The sequence below is a fragment of the Micromonospora rifamycinica genome, from assembly GCF_900090265.1.
In the GTDB taxonomy this organism is placed as follows: domain Bacteria; phylum Actinomycetota; class Actinomycetes; order Mycobacteriales; family Micromonosporaceae; genus Micromonospora; species Micromonospora rifamycinica.
The window spans coordinates 5,586,724-5,603,475 of sequence record NZ_LT607752.1 but is presented as its reverse complement, the minus strand read 5'-3'; the positions used below and the strand labels follow the sequence as shown (position 1 = coordinate 5,603,475).

The window sequence follows — 16,752 nt, the reverse complement described above, 5'->3', positions numbered from 1 at the left end:
CGCCGGCTCGGCGGTGGGCAGGCGCTGCCTTGGCACGACCCTACCGGTGGCCGGGTCAACTCATCCGGCCCACCGCCGCCCGCAGCCGGGTCACGTCGCGCCGACGTCGCTCGTAGGTGGCCGCGAGGGTGATCAGCGTCAGCCCGCCGACGGCCAGGTAGATCCAGCGGGGCAGCAGGTCCCAGCCCCGGACCAGCTCGTGCAGCGCGAGCAGGACGAGGCTGCCGCCGCCCAGCACCACCGGGGCCTGCCAGCGCCGCACCGCCCCGACCAGCACCACCCCCAGGGCCGCCGCGCCGAGCAGCAGCCGCCGCCAGGGCTGCGGGTCCGGGGCCACCAGCACCGACACCAGGCTGGGCAGCAGACCGGCGGCGAGCGCGGGGCCGAGCGCGAGCCAGCTGGTCAACCCGGGTCGGGCACGCAGCGCCAGCAGGCCGGCGACCAGCGTCAACCCGGCCGCCGGCAGGGTGTACGCCTCCAGCAGCACCACCTCGCCGCTGACCAGCAGCAGCCACGCCCCGAGCAGCTCACTGCCACCGGCCACCGCACCCATGACCCACCGGCCGCCGGTCGACTGGCCCGGGTACAGCACCCGCAGCGCGGCGGCGGCCCCCCAGAGCACGCAGATCACCGCCGCGTGCCGGATCGCGCCGATGGTGAGCAGCAGGGCGAGCACGGCCACCGCCTGCGCCGCCGCCTCCAACGCCCGTACGGTCAGCGGCCCGCGCCGGGTCAGCAGAGGGGCGCCGAGGAGCACCGCCACCGCCACCCCGAGCACCGGGAGACCGGCCGTCCGCAGGGGCAGGCCGGCGGCCAGCGTCGCGGTGAGCGCGAAGCAGGTGGCCGCCGCGACAGTGGTCAGGCAGCCGAGCAGCCGCACCCCGGCCCACCGGCCGACCGCGCCGACGACGGCCGCCGCGGTCACCAGCAGGGCCAGCCCGGCCAGCGTGCCGGCCCGGGTGGCGAACAGCCCGAGCAGACCGGCGGCGGTCCACAGCAGACCGACCGGGGTGGTCACCGGCGTACCCGGGCCGCCGAGCGCGGCGGTGAGCAGGGCGGCGACCCCGACGAGCAGCGCCACCGCCGGCACCAGCGGCCAGCCGACGGGCGTGCCGAGCAGCAGTACCGGCAGCGCCGCCGCCGCGAACGGCAGCGTGGCGACGGCCGGACCGGACCGGCCACCGGTGTTCCGGTGGGTGACCAGCGCGGCGGTGAGGGCGAGGACCAGCAGCGCCACCCCGACCACCGGGGCGGCGGCCGGTCCGTCCCCCGTCGGCGCCCCCGCCCACGGGCGGACCGGCCCACCGTAGGGGGCGAACAGCGCGGTCAGGGTCACCGGGGCGGCGGCGAGCACGGCGCACCCGGCCAGCCCGACGCCGACCACCCGCCCCGGGGTCACCGGCTCGGTACCCCGGTCGGCCAGCGCCACCGCGACCAGCGCCAGAGCGGCGTAGAGCGCCACCGGCTCCCCACCGGGAACGGCCGTCGGCAGCACCACGGCGGCGAGCGCCAGGGCGAGCGCGGTGCCGGCGTACCCGTCGAGGTCGGGTCGGCGGCGACGCAGCGCGAGCAGCGGGACCAGCAGCAGCACGGCGGCGACGAGCCCGGCCCGCAGCTGCCACCACGGCGGTGACCCGGCGGCCCGCAGCGCAACCGCCGCACCGGCCGGCACGGTGAGCAGCCCGACCGCCAGCGCGAGCCCGGCGACCCGGCGCGCGGCGGCGTTCACCGGGCGGCCGGGCAGCGCCACCGCCAGCCCGACGACCAGCACCACCCCGAGCGCCACCAGCAGCCCCACCGGGTCGGCCGCCGCCACCAGCAGCCCGTGCCCGAGCAGCGCCGCCGCGCCTCCGGCACCGACCAGCACGGTCGCGGTACGCCGGCCGCGCAGCACCGCGACCGGCAGCAGCGCCGCACCGACGGCCAGGTCGACCGCGAGGGTCGCCGGCCACGGGGTGACCGTCACCGCCGGCAACGCCATGGCGGTGACCGCCACCCCCAGCAACACGGTCACCGGACGGGCCGCCCTCGGCAGCAGCAGGATCCCGGCGGTGACGGTGAGCAGCACGGCGAACGGGAGCTGCCAGCCCCAGGCCAGGTCGGGGCCGGCTGCGGCACCCCGCCACGCGGGCAGCGACCGGTCCACCGCGAGCGCCGCGACGCCCCCGGTGGCGAGCACGACGACCTGGGCCGCCCCGGCCGCGACCAGCAGCGCGCCGATCCGGGGACCGCTGCGGTGCCGCTGCGGCAGCATCCGGACGGCACCGGCCAGGACGGCCGCCACCAGGCCCACGGCGAGCAGTAGGAACCCGGCCCGCAGCTCACCCACCGGCCGCAGCAGCGCGACCGCCAGCAACGGCACCAGCAAGCCGGCGGTGATCTGCTGGAACACCCGGGCACCGGCGACCCGTGCCGCGCCGGCCAGGACCAGACCGACGAGGAGCAGCGGCAGGCCGGCGAGGAGCGGCTGGCCGCCGGCCCGGCCCAGCGCCAGCGGCACCAGCGCGCAACTCGCGGCGACCGTCACCGCCGCGCCGAAGCCGAGCCAGCCGAGCACCCGGCCGGCGAGCGCGGCGGTGGACCCGGCCGGCCCGACGGCTGGTTCCCCACCGACGGCCGGTCCCCCACCGGCCACCGCTCCCACCGCTCCGCCGGCCCCCGGGGCGGTGGTGGTGCCCGACCCCCCGGCGGGCACCACCACCTCTCCCCCCGTGCCCGCCGCGGCGGGCACCGGCGAGCGGCGGCGCAGCGCGGCCACCACCGCGAGGTCGAGCAGCGCCACCCCGAGGAACACCAGCGTCCAGCCGGTGGCACCGGGCCGGGCCTGGGCCGCCGCCAGCGGCAGCACCGGCTGGACCACGAGCAACGCCGCGAACCACGGCACGGTGAGCCGGCTGAGCAGGGCGTATCCGGCGGCGACCGCCGCGCTGACCCCGCCGACCAGGGCGGCGTAGCGGGTGCCCGGCCAGTCGGCGGTGCCCAGCAGGTTCACCGACCAGGCGGCGTACCCGTCGAGGACCACCAGCAGCAGACCCACCGCGGCGAACGTCTCGGCGGTGCCGCGCAGGCCACGCCACCTCGCCACCAGCGGCAGCGCCAGGGCGAGGACGGTGAACGCGGCCAGGATCAGCGCCCGTCCGCCCACCCCCACCGCCGCCCAGGCGACCGCGGTGAAGACCACCGCCGCCGTACCGAGCAGGAGGCCACCGAGGACGAACAGCAGCCACTGGATCGTCCGGGTCGAGGCCTCCGGCCGACCCGGCGTCTCCCCCGCCGCGGGCGGGGCTCCGAACCCGGCCGGCGGCACGGTCCCACCGGCCGCGCCACTCCCGGCCCGACGCACCGACGGCACCGGATAGGCGGGGTGCGCGGCCGGCCCGGCGGGGTGGGCAGTCTGGGTGGTCGGCACGGCCGGGCGGGCAGCCGCGCCGACCGGGGTCGGGGCGGGGATCTCGCGGCGGATGCCGGCCGCCAGTTCCGCCCGGCGGCGCTGCGCCGCGAGCAGCCGCGTGCCGAGCCCCTGGTACGCCTCCCGGGCGCGCTCGACCTCACGGCCGAGGGTGACGATCTCCCGGTCCAACCGGACCACCTCGGCGGCGGGCGGGTACGGCCCGAGCCCGCAGCGGGCACACCCCCGGGTCAGCTCGGCGGGCGCACCGCAGCGGGGGCAGGGGTAACCGGTGTTCTCCACGCGGCCATCCTGCCGGTGGGCCGCAACCGCAGGCCAGAGTGCCCGTACCTAGGTACGGGTGTTCTCGTGCACCCAGAGCGCGTACGCCGGGTCGCCGCTCTCCACCCGGGTGACCAGGATCTCGGGCACCTCGTACGGATGGTTGGCGCGGATCTGGCCGACCAGCGCCGTGGCCCGGTCGGGGGCGGTCTTGAACTGCACCGACCACTCGGTGCTGGTCTCCACCCCGGCCCGCCACCAGTACGTGCTGTCGACCTGGCCGCCGACCTGCGCACAGGCGGCCAGTCGCCCGGCCACCGCGGCGGCCGCCATGAGGTCCGCGACGGAGCGCGAGTCCACCACCGTCGTCACCACGCAGATCTGGTCCACCTGCGCACCCTACGTGGGATTGGCGTCGAACCGGTTGACCGTGACGCTACGTTCATCCGGTGGTCACCCCGTCCCGGTTGGCGGCGATCCACCTGTCGATCCGGTCCCACCAGTCGAAGAGCCAGTCGATGCGCTCCTGCCGGCCGGTCGGGACGTCCTCCGGCGGCACCGACCAGAAGCGCATCACGATCCGTTTGTCCATCGGCAGCTCGCGCCAGACGTCGGCGACGGTGAGCATCCGGTCCAGACCGGTGTGCGCCACGAAGATCACCCCGGCCTCGGGGGCGGCGTCCAGGGCGGCGAGCACCCCGCCGGGCTGCGGGGCGAGCACGTGCTGCATCCGCTCGGCGCGCACCGCCATCCGCTCCAGGCCGAGCGCGCGGAGCCGGTCGATGGCCCGTACCCGCCGGCCGGGGGTGAAGTTGCCGCCCTCCGGGAAGATCACGAAGGCGTCGTCGTCGTCCAGGCCGGTGGCGAGGTGGCCGATCTGCCGGACCGCCGCATCCCGACCGTCACCGGCGGCGATGAAGCGGTTGGGCAGCCGGTTGAGCAGGACGTCGATCGCCGGATCCCACTGGAGTGCCTCCTTGAGCACGATCCGGGGCTCCCGCTGGAACCAGTTGACCAGCGAGTGGATCAGGATGAACGAGTCACCCGGGCCGGCGTGCCGGCAGAGCACCAGCTCCGGCCGGCCGGGCAGCGCGGTGTCCGGGTCGGTGCCGACCACGTCGATGCTCAGCCGCAGCGTCCAACGGGCCTGCCAGAACAGCGCCCGGAGGAACCAGCCGGCGAGCACGTAGTGCGCCCGTTGGAAGGCCGGCGACCGCTTCCACCGGCCGAACCCGGAGGCCAGCCAGAGCACGAAGAGCGCGACCAGCGCGGCGGCATCCCAGACCAGGTAGACGCAGCCGATCCAGAGCAGCCGCAGCGGGCGCAGCCGGCCCGGCACGAACGGCGACACGGCGAGCGCGAGCAGCGCCCACACCGGCACGGTGGTCAGCACCGTGACCGCGAGCAGGACCACAGCGGGGGCGAACAGCAGCCGGCGTACCCAGCGTGGGGGCAACGGCATCAACGGTCCAGCGTCGCCAGGTACGCCCGGGACGCGGTGTAGGCGCGGCTGATCCGCCGCCCCACGGCCGCCATGTCCCGGTACGCCCAGGGGCTGTCGTCGCGCGGCTCCAGCCCACCGGTCGGCAGCACGTGCACCCGTACCCCCTCGGGCAGCGCGGCCAGCTCCCGGGCGAACCGGTGCCGGCGGGCGATCTCGAACGCGACCTGGGCGATCTCCCAGGGCCGTCGGGGCGGCGTCAGCTCCCGCTCGATCCGCCCCACCTGGAGGACGAAGATCTGCGTCGCGCCGACCGCCACCGCCTCGCCGATCGGGATCGAGTTGACGATCCCGCCGTCGATGTAGTGCTGGCCGTCGATCTGGGCCGGGGGCAGCAGACCGGGCACCGAGGCCGACGCGAGCACCGCCGGCACCAGCGGTCCGGTGTGGAACCAGTGCTCGGCGGCCCGCTCGATGTTGGCCGCACAGCAGCGGAACGGGACTTTCAGGTCGGCGAATGTGGTGTCCGCGCCCAGCTCGCCCTCCAACAGCTTGCGCAGCGGCCGGGGCGAGTGCAGGTGGGTACGGGCGGCGAACCGGCGCAGCTGCCGGGCCACCGAGTCGCCGTACACCTCGCTCGCCTCCGGGGAGGCCCAGAGCCGGACCAGCCGGTCGGTGACCGCCTCGGACGGGTCGGCGGCGACCAGCGCGCCGTTGACCGCGCCGATCGAGGTGCCGAGCACGACGTCGGGGCGGATCCGGGCCCGGAAGAGGGCGCGCAGCATGCCCACCTCGACCGCGCCGAGCACTCCCCCGCCGCCGAGCACGAACGCCACCGGACCGCCACTCATGCCGTTCATCCTGGCACGCCGCCGCCCGCACCTGCGGCGCAGCCGCTGGCCGCCGACCCGGACCGCCGCCGCGTGGCGGTGGGAACACACGCCGTCGCACAGGGTCACCGGGCAACTGGACAACCGTTGACAGTGAGGACACATTCCCGCAACCTGACACCACCCCGACCCTCAGGCAGGTGCGAACACTGATGGCAACCCTGAACGCCGGTAGGTTGCTGGCCCGCAGGTACCGGCTCCTCGACAGGATCGGGGCCGGCGGGATGTCGGTGATCTGGCGGGCCCGCGACGAGGTGCTCGACCGGGTCGTCGCGGTCAAGGTGCTCGCGCCGTCGCTGGCCGCCGACGCCCGGTTCCGCGACATGGTCCGCGAGGAGGCACGTTCCGCCGCGCAACTGGTCCACCCGCACGTGACAGCGGTGCACGACTACGGCGAGGCGCTCGCCCCGGACGGCGAGATCACCTCGTTCGTGGTGATGGAGCTGCTCACCGGTGAGGAGCTGGAGCACCGGCTCTCCGAGGGGCCGCTGCCCTGGCCGGAGGCGGTCGAGGTGGGTGCCCAGGTGGCCGAGGCGCTGGCGGCGGCGCACCGGCTGGGCATCGTGCACCGGGACATCACCCCGGCGAACGTCATGATGACCCGGGTCGGCGCGAAGGTGCTGGACTTCGGCATCGCCACCCAGGTCGGCACCCCCGACGACGACGAGGACGGGGGCACCTTCGGCACCCCGGCGTACGTGGCACCGGAGCGGTTGGACGGCGCACCGGCCCAGCCGTCGACCGACGTCTACTCCCTCGGGGTGCTGCTCTACGAGACGCTGACCGGCCAGCCGCCCTACCCGGCGGAGACCTGGGAACAGCTCGCCGCCGCGATCACCGACGAGACACCGCTGTCGCTGGACGGCGTACCGGGGCTGCCGCCGCTGGTGGTCGACGTCTGCCTGCGCTGCCTGGCCCGGGATCCGCACGAACGGCCGACCGCGCACCAGGTCGCCACCGCGCTCCGCGACCAACTGCTGCCGGGCGACCCGCAGGCGGCCACCATGCTCTCCCCGACGGTCAGCCTGCCGGCGCTCGCCGGTCCACCCGGCGCGCCGGGGGCCGCGGCAGCCGGCACGGGCGCCCGGACCACCGCCACCGCCCGGGTCGCGGCGGACGCCGGTGCCGTGCCGGCGGCCGGCTCCGGTGCCGGCACGACAGCCGGTGCCGGGGCGGGGCGCGGCGGTGTCGCGGGGGCCGGCGGTGCCGGCGACCGGGCCACGGGCAACGCGACGGCGGGTGTCGGGGTGGTGGGCGGCGGTCGGCCCACCGGCCGCGCGGGCGGTGCCGGTGACGGCGGCCCGCCCCCCGAGCCGGAGTTGCCACCGTCGCGGCGGCCGCTGGTGGCGGTGGGTGCGCTGGTCGTGTTCACGGTCGCGGCGGTCCTGCTGCTCGCCCCGCTCCTGGAGCCGGGAACCCACACCCCGCCGGTCGCCCGGCCCACCGAGAGCCCGACGACCGAACCGCCGCCACCGCGCACCCAGCCACCGGCGGACCCCACCCCGCCACCGGCGCCCCGCCGGGCCACCGGCACGCCCACGCCACCCCGCACCACGTCGCCCCCGGACGGCGGGCAGGGCGCCGGTGGGCTGACCGAGGCGGCCGACCGGATGCGCCGGCTGGTCGACGACGGGGTCCGCACCGGTGAGATCCGCGAGGACGTCGGCATCGACCTGCGCAACGTACTGGCCAACCTGACCCGCGCCGCCGCCGCGGGGAGCCCGGACGTGCCCGCCCAGGCGGTCGCGCTCCGGGAGAAGGTCACCCGGCGGGTCGACGAGGGCGGCATCACCGCGACGTACGGCCGTCAGCTCGAATCCGCCGCCCGGGACCTCGCCGCGACCACCACCTGACCCCCCACGCCACCCGGGTCGACCCGCCGGCCGTGGCGCTGCCGTCACCGGCCGCCCGCCGGCCCGGGTGCGCCCACCGGCCCGGGTGCGCCCACCGGCCCGGGTGCGCCCACCGGCCCGAGTGCGCCCACCGGCCCGGGTGCTCCTCCGGCCGCCCGGCGGTCGGTCAGCGGGTGCGCAACGGGACGGACCCGGTGGTGTGGTGGGGGCGGCGGGCCGAGTGCGCCACGGCCCGGTAGATCGCCTCGTAGCCGCGCGCCATCCGCTCGGTGGAGAAGTTCTCGGCGACGTGCGCGACGCAGGCCGCCGGGTCGAGCCGATCCACCTCGCGCAGTGCCGCCGGCAGCTCCTCGGCACCGTCACAGATCAGCCCGGTCACCCCGTCGACCACCACCTCCGGCACCGCCCCCCGGCGCAGCGCCACCACCGGCGTGCCGGTCGCCATGGCCTCCACCATCACCATGCCGAAGGGCTCCTCCCACTGGATCGGCATGATCAGGCACCGGGCGTCGACCAGCAGCCGCAGCGTCGCCTCCCGGTCCGCGTTCAGGATCACGTTGACGTCCTCACCCAGCATCGGCTGGACCGCCTCGGCGAAGTGCTGGCGCTCGGCGGGCTCGTTGCACTTGCCCGCCAGGGTGAGCGGCAACCCGGCCGCCCGGCACGCCCGGATCGCCAGGTCCGGACCCTTGTCCGGGCTGAACCGGGCCAGCCAGAGCACCGGGCCGCGACCGGGTTCCCGCTTGGCCGGCACGTCCCGGCCGTCGAGGGCGTTGTGCACGGTGCCCACCCAGGGCAGGCCGGGGTTGGCCCGGCGTTGGGCGTGCGAGATCGCCACCAGGCCCACCCCGTGGTCGGTGTCGCCGAGCACCGCCCCGTACTCCCCGACCGGGTTGCCGTGCACGGTGGCCACGGTGGGCACCGCGCGCCGACCGGCGATCAGCGGCCCGATCGTGGTGTGGTCGTGGATCACGTCGAAGTCGGCAGCGGAGATCAACTGCCGGACGCGCGCCAGGTGGGCCAGTTCGGGCAGTGACTCGCCCAGCCGGTCGTACTGCAGCTCGTCGATCGTCCAGACGTACTCGGCAGCCGTCCCGTGCTGCCGTCCGGCGCCGAAGAGGGTCACCTCGTGGCCGTGCCCGACGAGCGCGTCCACCAGTCCGTGCACCACCTGTTCGAGCCCGCCGTACCCGGGTGGCGGCACCGAAAGCCACGGCGGAACCAGCATCGCTATCCGCAACGGTCGCTCCGGCGGCGGCCGCTCCGACAGGCGGTGGGTCACGGTCACGGATCCTCCCGTCGTCCCGGTGAAGCGGGACCGGCGGCGATTTCCCGTCGACCCGGCGGTCAAACGCGCCCGGCCGGGGTGGGGCACCCCGGGCAGGAAGAAGGGCGGCGGGCGGTGGAGCCAACCCCCTTGGCTCCGCCGCCCGCCGCCCCGGAGGAGGCAGGTCTGATGGCTATGACGTTTCGGCGAGCGTTACGGTTGCCGTCGCCTCGGCACCATTTCGCTTGTAGGTCACCTGGACCCGGTCGCCCACCTTGCCGGCCTGCACCGCGCCGACCAGATCGTTGGAGTCGTTGATCACCTTGTCCCCGAACTTGGTGATCACGTCGCCCCGCTGGATACCGGCCTTCTCGGCGGCGCTGCCCCCGGTGACGGCGGCGACCAGGGCTCCGCCGTCCTCGGCCGCGTTGACGCTGACGCCGAGGGACGGGTGGCTGATCTTCTCGCCCCGTTGGAGCTTCTCGGCGACGTCCTTGGCCTTGTTGCTCGGGATGGCGAAGCCGACCCCGATGTTGCCGGTGCTGCCCTGCCCGGCGGTGGCGATGGCGGTGTTGATGCCGATCACCTCGCCCCGGGTGTTGACCAGCGCGCCGCCGGAGTTGCCCGGGTTGATCGGGGCGTCGGTCTGGAGCAGGCCGGCGATCGAGCTGGCACCGCCCTGCGGGGACTGCTGCGGGCTGTTGCCGCTGCCGGCCTGGATGGTGCGGTCCCGGGCGCTGAGGATGCCGGCCGTCACCGAACCCTGGAGGCCGAGCGGGCTGCCCAGGGCGAGCACCTGGTCACCCACCTGCATGGCGTCGCTGTCGCCGAACTTCGCCGCCTTGAGGTCGCTGATGCCGCTGGTCTGGACCACCGCGAGGTCGGTCTTCGGATCGGTACCGACGATCTTGGCCGGGGCGGACTTGCCGTTGGCGAAGACCACCCGGACGGCGTCCCCGGAGGCGGAGGCGACCACGTGGTTGTTGGTCAGCACGAAGCCGTCGGAGCTGAGGATCACGCCCGACCCCTCACCGTTGTCGGTGATGATCGAGACGACGCTGTCCTGGACCGACGCCGCGATCTTGGGAAGATCGGCGCTGTTGATCACCGGCGCGGCGGAGTAGGTGCGGGTGATGCCGCCCCGGTCGCCGTCCACCGCCAGGGCCAGCGCGCCGCCGGCCACACCGGAGCCGAGCATCAGGGCGAAGACCGCCACCCCGGCGCCGACGAACTTGGCCACCCTGCCGGCCTGCGGCGCGGGGGCGGGAGCCCACGGCTGGTGCTGGCCGGGGTGCTGCGGGCCGCCGGGACCGGCCGACCCGGGATACCCGGCGGACGGCTGACCGTGCTGGCCCGGGTAACCGACGCCCGGCTGCCCGGTGCCGCCGGCACCCGGCTGACCCGGGTAACCCGCGGACGACGTGCCGGCACCGGGCTGACCCGGGTAACCCGCGGACGACGTGCCGGCACCCGGCTGACCCGACGTGCCGGGGTGGTGCTGGCCGGACTGCCCGGCGGACCACCCGGAGCCGGGCTGCTGCTGGCCGGGCTGAGGGTGACCGGTTGACGGGTACTGACCCGCCTGCGGGTAACCCGGGTAGCCGGTGGACGCCGGATAGCCGGGCCGGTAGCCCTGGCCACCCGGCTGGTACGAGGACTGCGGGTACGCGGGCGGCGCGTACGGCGACGACGACTGCGGCGGCGCGTACGGCGATCCGCTGCCGGCCTGCTCGGTGCCGGCGGTGGTGGGGGTGGTGTCGGACTCGCCGCGCGCGGCGCGGGACGGCTCGGCGGAGGGGTGCGACGGCTCGGCGTCGGTGGCAGCCGGCCGACGCTGCGGGTCGGTCTCGAACTCGGTCATGACCCTAGTTTTCCCCGCGGCACTGTCACCAGCCTGGATCCTGCCTGGAAGTTTTCTGAAAGTCACACCGCTGCCGGCGGAACCTCACTCGGCGTCACCGTCGGGCTCGGGCAGCAGCGGCAGCCGGACCCGGAAGGTGGCCCCGCCGCCCGGCGTCTCGTCCACCTCCACCGTGCCCTGGTGCGCGGTGACCAGCGCGGCGACGATGGCCAGCCCCAGGCCGGTGCTGGTGATTCCGCTGGCCCGCCGGGTCCGGGCCGCGTCGGCCCGGTAGAACCGCTCGAAGACCCGCTCGGCCTGCTCCGGGGCGAGCCCCGGCCCGGTGTCCGCCACCTCGATCACGGCCAGGTGCCCGGTCTCCGACCGCAGCCGCAGGGTCACCGACGCCTCCGGTGGGGTGTGGGTCAGCGCGTTGGTCATCAGGTTGCCGATCACCTGCCGCAGCCGGGCGTCGTCGGCGTGCACCACCAGCGGGCCGGATCCCGGGGCGATCTCCAGTTCGATGCGCCGTTGCGGGGCGACCACCCGGGCCGCCTCGACCGCGTCGGAGGCGAGCACCGGCAGCTCCACCGGGGCGAGCGACAGCGGACGCTCCCGGTCCAGCCGGGCGAGCAGCAGCAGGTCTTCCACCAGCAGCCCCATCCGGGACGCCTCGTCCTCGATGCGGCGCAGCAGGTCGGCGGTCTGCTCCGGGGCACGGGCCGCACCCTGCCGGTACAGCTCGGCGAAGCCCCGGATGGTGGTCAGCGGGGTCCGCAGCTCGTGCGAGGCGTCCGCGACGAACTGCCGCATCCGCTCCTCCGACCGCCGGGCGCGGGCCTCGGACGCCATCGCCGCGTCGGCCGCGTCCCGGGCACCGGCCTCCGCCGTCCGGGCCGCCATCTCGGAGGCGGCGCGGGCGGTGAAGGCGGCCTCGATCTGGGCCAGCATCGCGTTCAACGCCCGGGAGAGCCGGCCCAGCTCGGAGGTGGCGCACTCCTGCCCCTCCTCCGGGTCGGGCACCCGACGGGTCAGGTCACCACCGGCGATCGCGGCGGCGGTCCGTTCGATCTCCACCAGCGGTTTCAGGCTGGTCCGCACGATGGCCGCGCCGATCGAGGCGAGCAGGATCAGCACCGCCCCGCCGACCAGCATGTCTATCCAGATCAGCCGCTTGACGGCCAGGTCGACGTCGGTGAGGTGCTGCCCGACGGCGAGCACCCGACCGTCGGGCAGTTCCCGGTAGAGCATCCGCCACCGTTCCCGGCCGTCCTGGGACCGGACCGTGAACGGTTCGCCCTCCGCGCTGCGGAAACCGGCCACGTCGGCGGGGATCGGTGGCAGGTCGTCCGGTTCGAGGGCCGGGTCGTAACCGATGAACCGGGAGCTGCCCCCGTCGCCGAGCGCCACGACGTAGTCGGTGGGCAGGGTGGCCCTGACCAGCCCGGCCTCCAGGTTGGGCAGCTGCCGACCGACCTGGACGCTGGCCGACTGCAACTCCCCATCGACCTGCCCGATCAGGTATTCACGCAGGAAGTACGTGGTCAGCGAGCTGATCACCACCAGCGCGACGGCGACGAGGGTGAGGACCGCCGCGACCAGCTTCACCCGCAGCGGGACGCTCCGGATCCGCCCCTTCGCCTCGTCGAGCGGGCTCACGCCGCCGGCTTGCGCAGGACGTAGCCGACGCCACGCAGGGTGTGGATCAGGCGGGGCTGGGTGTTGTCCACCTTGCGGCGCAGGTAGGAGATGTAGGACTCGACGATGTTGTCGTCGCCCCGGAAGTCGTAGTTCCACACGTGGTCGAGGATCTGCGCCTTGGACAGCACCCGGTTGGCGTTGAGCATCAGGTAGCGCAGCAGCTTGAACTCGGTCGGCGAGAGCTGCACCCGCTGGCCGGCCCGGTGCACCTCGTGGGTCTCCTCGTCCAGCTCCAGGTCGGCGAAGGTGAGCCGGGACGGGGCGTGCTCGCCGGTGGCCGTACGCCGCAGCACCGCCCGGATCCGGGCGGTCAGCTCCTCCAGGCTGAACGGCTTGGTGACGTAGTCGTCGCCACCCAGGGTCAGCCCACGGATCTTGTCGTCGGTGGCGTCCCGGGCGGTCAGGAACACCACCGGGGTACGCGTGCCGCCCTCGCGGAGCATCCGGATGACCTCGAAGCCGTCGAGGTCGGGCAGCATCACGTCGAGCACCACCAGGTCGGGGCGGTGGTCCTTGGCCGCGTGCAGGGCCGCGCTGCCGTTGGTGGCGGTCGCCACGTCGAACCCCGCGAAGCGGAGGCTGGCAGAAAGCAGTTCGAGGATGTTGGGATCGTCCTCGACGACGAGCAGTCGCGCCTCGGTTTGGGTAGCGGCCATGCTGGCCATCATCCGTGACGTCGCTGCGGCGGCGCTGGACGGTTCCTGCAAAATTCCTGTGAAGCTGTCCGGCGCCCCGGTCGTGGCCGGCGACCGGGGCGGTGCCCGCGACGGGTGGCCGTCAGCGCAGCAGCCGGCTCAGCCCGTCCAACGCGCCGTCGAGAACCCGGATCGCGGTACGGAGCTGGGTGTCGCTGAGCCGTCCGGCCCGGACCAGCGACCCGACCTCGACAGTGAACTCGGCCAGTCGCCGGTCGAACTCCGCCAGCAGCGGGGAGTCGGCGGGGCTCGCCGGGCGCGACGGCGGGGTGGGGGTCGCCGGGTGGGGCTGCGGGGTGGGGGCCGACCGGTCCCAACGGGTCTGCCGGGTCTGCCGGGTGGCCTCGCGCAGTTCGCGTTTGAGGTCGCGCACCGAGCCGCGTACCTCGGTCTGGATCTCCCCGGCCAGGGCGGAGAGATCCTCCACCGAGGCGGTGATGTCGGATTCCAGGGTGCTCACCTCGTCGGCGCGCTGGCGCAGCTCGGCCCGGCCCGCCCCGGTGATCTCGTAGACCTTGCGGCCCCCGGCGGCGGTGTGGGTGACCAGGCCGTCGGCCTCCAGCCGCTGCAGCCGGGGGTAGATGGTGCCGGCGCTGGGGACGTAGAGGCCGAGGAAGCGCTCCTCCAGCAGCCGGATCAGCTCGTAACCGTGCTTGGGGCCGTCGTCGAGCAGCCGGAGCAGATAGAGCCGGAGCCGCCCGTGACTGAACACGGCGGTCACGGCAGCTCCTCCAGGTCGTCGTCCACCGGCCGGGCGAGCAGCGCGATGCTGCCGGAGGTCGCGGACGCCCAGAGCTTACCCGCGCCCGCGCCGAGCACCCCGTGGCTGTCCTTGACCGGGCCGGCGCCGATCCCGCCGGAGATCTGGGGGAAGCCGCTGGTGATCCGGCCGGAGGCGGTGTGCAGGTGGACGGCGAGGTCGCTGTCCTCGCGGACCCGTACGGTGATCGGCCCGGAGATGGTGCTGAGCCGGATCTCGCTGCGCCGGGGGTTGTCCAGGTCGCAGGTGATCGCCCCGGAGATGGTGTTGGCGTGCACCCGGCCCGCCGAGCTCTCGGCGAGGGTCACCTCACCGGAGACCGTGTCCAGGGTGAGGTCACCGGTGACCCCGAGCGCCTCGACCGGGCCGGAGACGATCCGCGCGTTGGTGCGCCCGGCCAGGCCCATCAGGGTGATCTGCCCGGAGGTGACGTTGACGTTGGTGTCGTTGACCAGCCCGGAGGCGACCAGCGCGCCGTCGACCAGGTTGAGGTTGACCAGGATGTCGGCCGGGACGGCGATGGACACCTCGGCCCGGAACCGGCGACCGAGCTGGCCGAGCCACCAGAGGAAGCCGGGCCAGCGGGGGTGGCGCTCGTGGCCGACCCGGAGCACGCCGTCGCGGTGTTCGACGATGACCGGCCGGCTGCTGACCCGGGTGACGTCGACCCGGGCCGGGCCGTCGGTGCCGACCACGTTGAGCCGACCGGTGACCAGTCGTACGTCGAGTCGGGCGACCGGCTCCTCGATGGTGATTTGCTGTGGTCTGTCGACCGTCCAGTTGGTCATGGCGACTCCCCTCGATGGGTCGCGGCCGACGGCCGCGCCACTGCACGGAGGAATCGTAACGCGATACATCGCGATAGAACAAGACTGTCGTGAGTCGTGAACCCGTCCAACCCGCGCACCCCGCCGGCCACCACACCGACCGGGTGCGCAGCGGGCCGGCGCCGGTCAGCCCCGTGCCCTGGCCCAGGACAGGAAACGCTCGGTCATCCCGGTCGGCGGATGCTCCGGATGGAGCTGGGCGAGCTGGTTCGTCGCCTCGTGCATCAGGGTTCCGAGATAGATCAGCAACGACATCCGGTCACCCCGGTACTCGGTGAGCAAGGCGAGCTTGGCCGGCTGGCACGGCCACTCCCGACCACAGTTACGACACCGCCACAACGGACGCATGGCCACGTGCGGAACCGGCGGACGGACCACCATCACCACACCCCCGGCCCGGCGGCCCCGAACGAAGGCCAGTCCCCGGACACCCGGCCAGGCGACGCCCCGCCGGCCCCGCTCGCCCTCCACCATGTCACCGGACCCACCATGTCGACCTCCTCGCGCGACAGGAAAGGGAGGACGCTCCTCGTGAGGGAGAGGAGCGTCCCCCCGCGAAGCCGGCCCCGACACCCCACGGTGTGGAACCAGCCCCGACGTACGCGGCCACCGGACTCCACCTCCACCGACCGCGCCGTTCTCCACCCACCTTGCCCAGGGTTGCGGAATCATCACACAGCGTTGCAATATCTTCTGTAGACGTTCAGAACGTTTCAGGAAGGCAGCGGATGAACCACGCGGTGGTCGAGGCGATGGCGGCGACGGGCCAGACGGCAGATAGCCTCGCAGCTCAGATCGGCGTCGACCCGAAGACAGCAGCCAAGTGGGCGAACCCCGGACGTATCCCGCAGACACGCCACCGCGCCCAGGTCGCATCGATCCTCGAACGCGAGGTGGAACACCTGTGGCCGGACGTACTCAAGCGGCGAGAACCGGCGTGGTTCCGTCGGTGGGTCGACGTGGAGCGCGAGGCCGTCGCATTGCGCGCCTTCCAACTCGCCTGGATACCCGGCCTGCTCCAGACCGAGGCGTACGCGCGAGCGACGCTGGCCTGGGAGGCACTGACACCCTCCGAGGTGGACGACCTGGTCTCCGCCCGCATGGCCCGACAAGCGATCCTGACCCGTGAACGCGCACCCCTGCTCGTGACAGTAGTGGATCAAGCCGTGCTTGATCGCCCCATCACCACAGACCGATCAGTCATGGCAGCCCAGCTCGCCCATCTGAGTGAGTGCGCCGACCTGCCGAGCGTTGAGTTCCACATCGTGCCGCGCGAGACAACGGCGTACCCGGGGCTGAATGGACCCTTCACCATCGCCGACCTCTCCGACGGCACACGAGTGGCGCATGTAGACAGCCAGGCACATGCGCAGATCATTGAGCAGCCATCGCAGCTTGGTACCCTTGAACGACGTTGGGAGCGCATTCGCAGCGAGGCTCTACCCCGAGGGCGATCCGTGGAACTCCTGAGAGAAGCGGCAAGAGCATGGACCTGACCGGCGCGCAGTGGCGCAAGAGCACCAAGAGTGGCAGCAACGGTGGCGACTGCGTCGAGGTGGCCGACAACCTGGCTGGCATCGTGGCTGTCCGCGACAGCAAGGACCCGTCCGGCCCGGTGCTCGCCTTCGATCCGGAGACCTGGCGGTCCTTCGTCGGGTTCGCCAAGCGGCACTGACCGACCGACGCTGAAGGGACCTCCCGGCACGCTGCCGGGTGGTCCCTTGCGTGTTCCGTCCGGCGACCCGACCCGCATTCAGCAGAGGGTCCTATCCGGCGGACGAGTATTCCTGTCCGTCATATTCATGCCG

At 74.3% G+C, this 16,752-nt stretch carries 14 protein-coding genes; 3 read left to right on the top strand and 11 right to left on the bottom strand.

What is annotated here, in order from left to right; translation table 11 throughout:
• Positions 1-55 precede the first annotated feature (55 nt).
• Genes GA0070623_RS23620 through GA0070623_RS23605 form a run of 4 tightly spaced genes read right to left on the bottom strand, consistent with a single transcriptional unit; the run spans position 56 to position 5,962 of the window.
• On the bottom strand, positions 56-3,691 hold the full coding sequence (locus GA0070623_RS23620; protein ID WP_067313975.1) for an SCO7613 C-terminal domain-containing membrane protein: 3,636 nt from the start codon (positions 3,689-3,691) through the stop codon (positions 56-58).
• Between the two features lie 48 nt (positions 3,692-3,739).
• Positions 3,740-4,060 carry a divalent-cation tolerance protein CutA gene (cutA, locus tag GA0070623_RS23615; protein ID WP_067313973.1) on the bottom strand — a complete coding sequence of 107 codons (321 nt, stop codon included), beginning with the start codon at positions 4,058-4,060 and terminating at the stop codon, positions 3,740-3,742.
• Between the two features lie 52 nt (positions 4,061-4,112).
• Positions 4,113-5,132, bottom strand: a complete 1,020-nt coding sequence (locus GA0070623_RS23610; protein WP_067313971.1) for a 1-acyl-sn-glycerol-3-phosphate acyltransferase — start codon at positions 5,130-5,132, stop codon at positions 4,113-4,115.
• Positions 5,132-5,962 carry a patatin-like phospholipase family protein gene (locus GA0070623_RS23605; protein ID WP_067313969.1) on the bottom strand — a complete coding sequence of 277 codons (831 nt, stop codon included), beginning with the start codon at positions 5,960-5,962 and terminating at the stop codon, positions 5,132-5,134. The genes GA0070623_RS23610 and GA0070623_RS23605 overlap by 1 nt, the downstream gene beginning before the upstream one ends.
• 191 nt (positions 5,963-6,153) lie before the next feature.
• On the opposite strand from GA0070623_RS23605, the gene GA0070623_RS31155 reads away from it, so the two are divergent.
• Positions 6,154-7,854 (top strand): serine/threonine-protein kinase, encoded by a 1,701-nt coding sequence (locus tag GA0070623_RS31155; protein ID WP_231932531.1) that lies wholly within the window; start codon positions 6,154-6,156, stop codon positions 7,852-7,854.
• Positions 7,855-8,020: 166 nt separating this feature from the next.
• Here GA0070623_RS31155 and GA0070623_RS23590 read toward each other — a convergent pair whose 3' ends face one another.
• From GA0070623_RS23590 to GA0070623_RS23560, 7 genes are all read right to left on the bottom strand, one after another.
• On the bottom strand, positions 8,021-9,082 hold the full coding sequence (locus GA0070623_RS23590; protein ID WP_089004167.1) for a glycosyltransferase family 4 protein: 1,062 nt from the start codon (positions 9,080-9,082) through the stop codon (positions 8,021-8,023).
• A gap of 232 nt (positions 9,083-9,314) precedes the next feature.
• Complete coding sequence (locus tag GA0070623_RS23585; protein WP_067312659.1) at positions 9,315-10,982, bottom strand: S1C family serine protease; 1,668 nt, start codon at positions 10,980-10,982, stop codon at positions 9,315-9,317.
• Positions 10,983-11,066: 84 nt separating this feature from the next.
• Positions 11,067-12,620: a sensor histidine kinase gene (locus GA0070623_RS23580; protein WP_067312661.1), complete on the bottom strand. Its 1,554-nt coding sequence runs from the start codon at positions 12,618-12,620 to the stop codon at positions 11,067-11,069.
• Positions 12,617-13,318 (bottom strand): response regulator transcription factor, encoded by a 702-nt coding sequence (locus GA0070623_RS23575; protein ID WP_067312683.1) that lies wholly within the window; start codon positions 13,316-13,318, stop codon positions 12,617-12,619. Before GA0070623_RS23575 ends, GA0070623_RS23580 begins: the two co-directional genes overlap by 4 nt.
• A 121-nt stretch (positions 13,319-13,439) precedes the next feature.
• Positions 13,440-14,078, bottom strand: a complete 639-nt coding sequence (locus tag GA0070623_RS23570; RefSeq protein ID WP_067312663.1) for a PadR family transcriptional regulator — start codon at positions 14,076-14,078, stop codon at positions 13,440-13,442.
• On the bottom strand, positions 14,075-14,905 hold the full coding sequence (locus GA0070623_RS23565; protein WP_067312665.1) for a DUF4097 family beta strand repeat-containing protein: 831 nt from the start codon (positions 14,903-14,905) through the stop codon (positions 14,075-14,077). The genes GA0070623_RS23570 and GA0070623_RS23565 overlap by 4 nt, the downstream gene beginning before the upstream one ends.
• Before the next feature lie 165 nt (positions 14,906-15,070).
• On the bottom strand, positions 15,071-15,418 hold the full coding sequence (locus GA0070623_RS23560; RefSeq protein WP_231932530.1) for a flavin reductase: 348 nt from the start codon (positions 15,416-15,418) through the stop codon (positions 15,071-15,073).
• A 254-nt stretch (positions 15,419-15,672) separates the two neighbouring features.
• On the opposite strand from GA0070623_RS23560, the gene GA0070623_RS23555 reads away from it, so the two are divergent.
• Complete coding sequence (locus tag GA0070623_RS23555; protein WP_067312667.1) at positions 15,673-16,440, top strand: DUF5753 domain-containing protein; 768 nt, start codon at positions 15,673-15,675, stop codon at positions 16,438-16,440.
• On the top strand, positions 16,431-16,619 hold the full coding sequence (locus GA0070623_RS23550) for a DUF397 domain-containing protein (protein ID WP_067312669.1): 189 nt from the start codon (positions 16,431-16,433) through the stop codon (positions 16,617-16,619). Before GA0070623_RS23555 ends, GA0070623_RS23550 begins: the two co-directional genes overlap by 10 nt.
• Positions 16,620-16,752: the final 133 nt, after the last annotated feature.

What these genes read in the sequence shown, in the direction of transcription:
- GA0070623_RS23610 (WP_067313971.1), bottom strand. Translation starts at nt 5,132, where the DNA reads ATGCCGTTGCCCCCACGCTGGGTACGCCGGCTGCTGTTCGCCCCCGCT.
- GA0070623_RS23605 (WP_067313969.1), bottom strand. Translation starts at nt 5,962, where the DNA reads ATGAGTGGCGGTCCGGTGGCGTTCGTGCTCGGCGGCGGGGGAGTGCTC.
- GA0070623_RS31155 (WP_231932531.1), top strand. Translation starts at nt 6,154, where the DNA reads ATGGCAACCCTGAACGCCGGTAGGTTGCTGGCCCGCAGGTACCGGCTC.
- GA0070623_RS23590 (WP_089004167.1), bottom strand. Translation starts at nt 9,082, where the DNA reads ATGCTGGTTCCGCCGTGGCTTTCGGTGCCGCCACCCGGGTACGGCGGG.
- GA0070623_RS23585 (WP_067312659.1), bottom strand. Translation starts at nt 10,982, where the DNA reads ATGACCGAGTTCGAGACCGACCCGCAGCGTCGGCCGGCTGCCACCGAC.
- GA0070623_RS23575 (WP_067312683.1), bottom strand. Translation starts at nt 13,318, where the DNA reads ATGGCCGCTACCCAAACCGAGGCGCGACTGCTCGTCGTCGAGGACGAT.
- GA0070623_RS23565 (WP_067312665.1), bottom strand. Translation starts at nt 14,905, where the DNA reads ATGACCAACTGGACGGTCGACAGACCACAGCAAATCACCATCGAGGAG.
- GA0070623_RS23560 (WP_231932530.1), bottom strand. Translation starts at nt 15,418, where the DNA reads ATGGTGGAGGGCGAGCGGGGCCGGCGGGGCGTCGCCTGGCCGGGTGTC.
- GA0070623_RS23555 (WP_067312667.1), top strand. Translation starts at nt 15,673, where the DNA reads ATGAACCACGCGGTGGTCGAGGCGATGGCGGCGACGGGCCAGACGGCA.
- GA0070623_RS23550 (WP_067312669.1), top strand. Translation starts at nt 16,431, where the DNA reads ATGGACCTGACCGGCGCGCAGTGGCGCAAGAGCACCAAGAGTGGCAGC.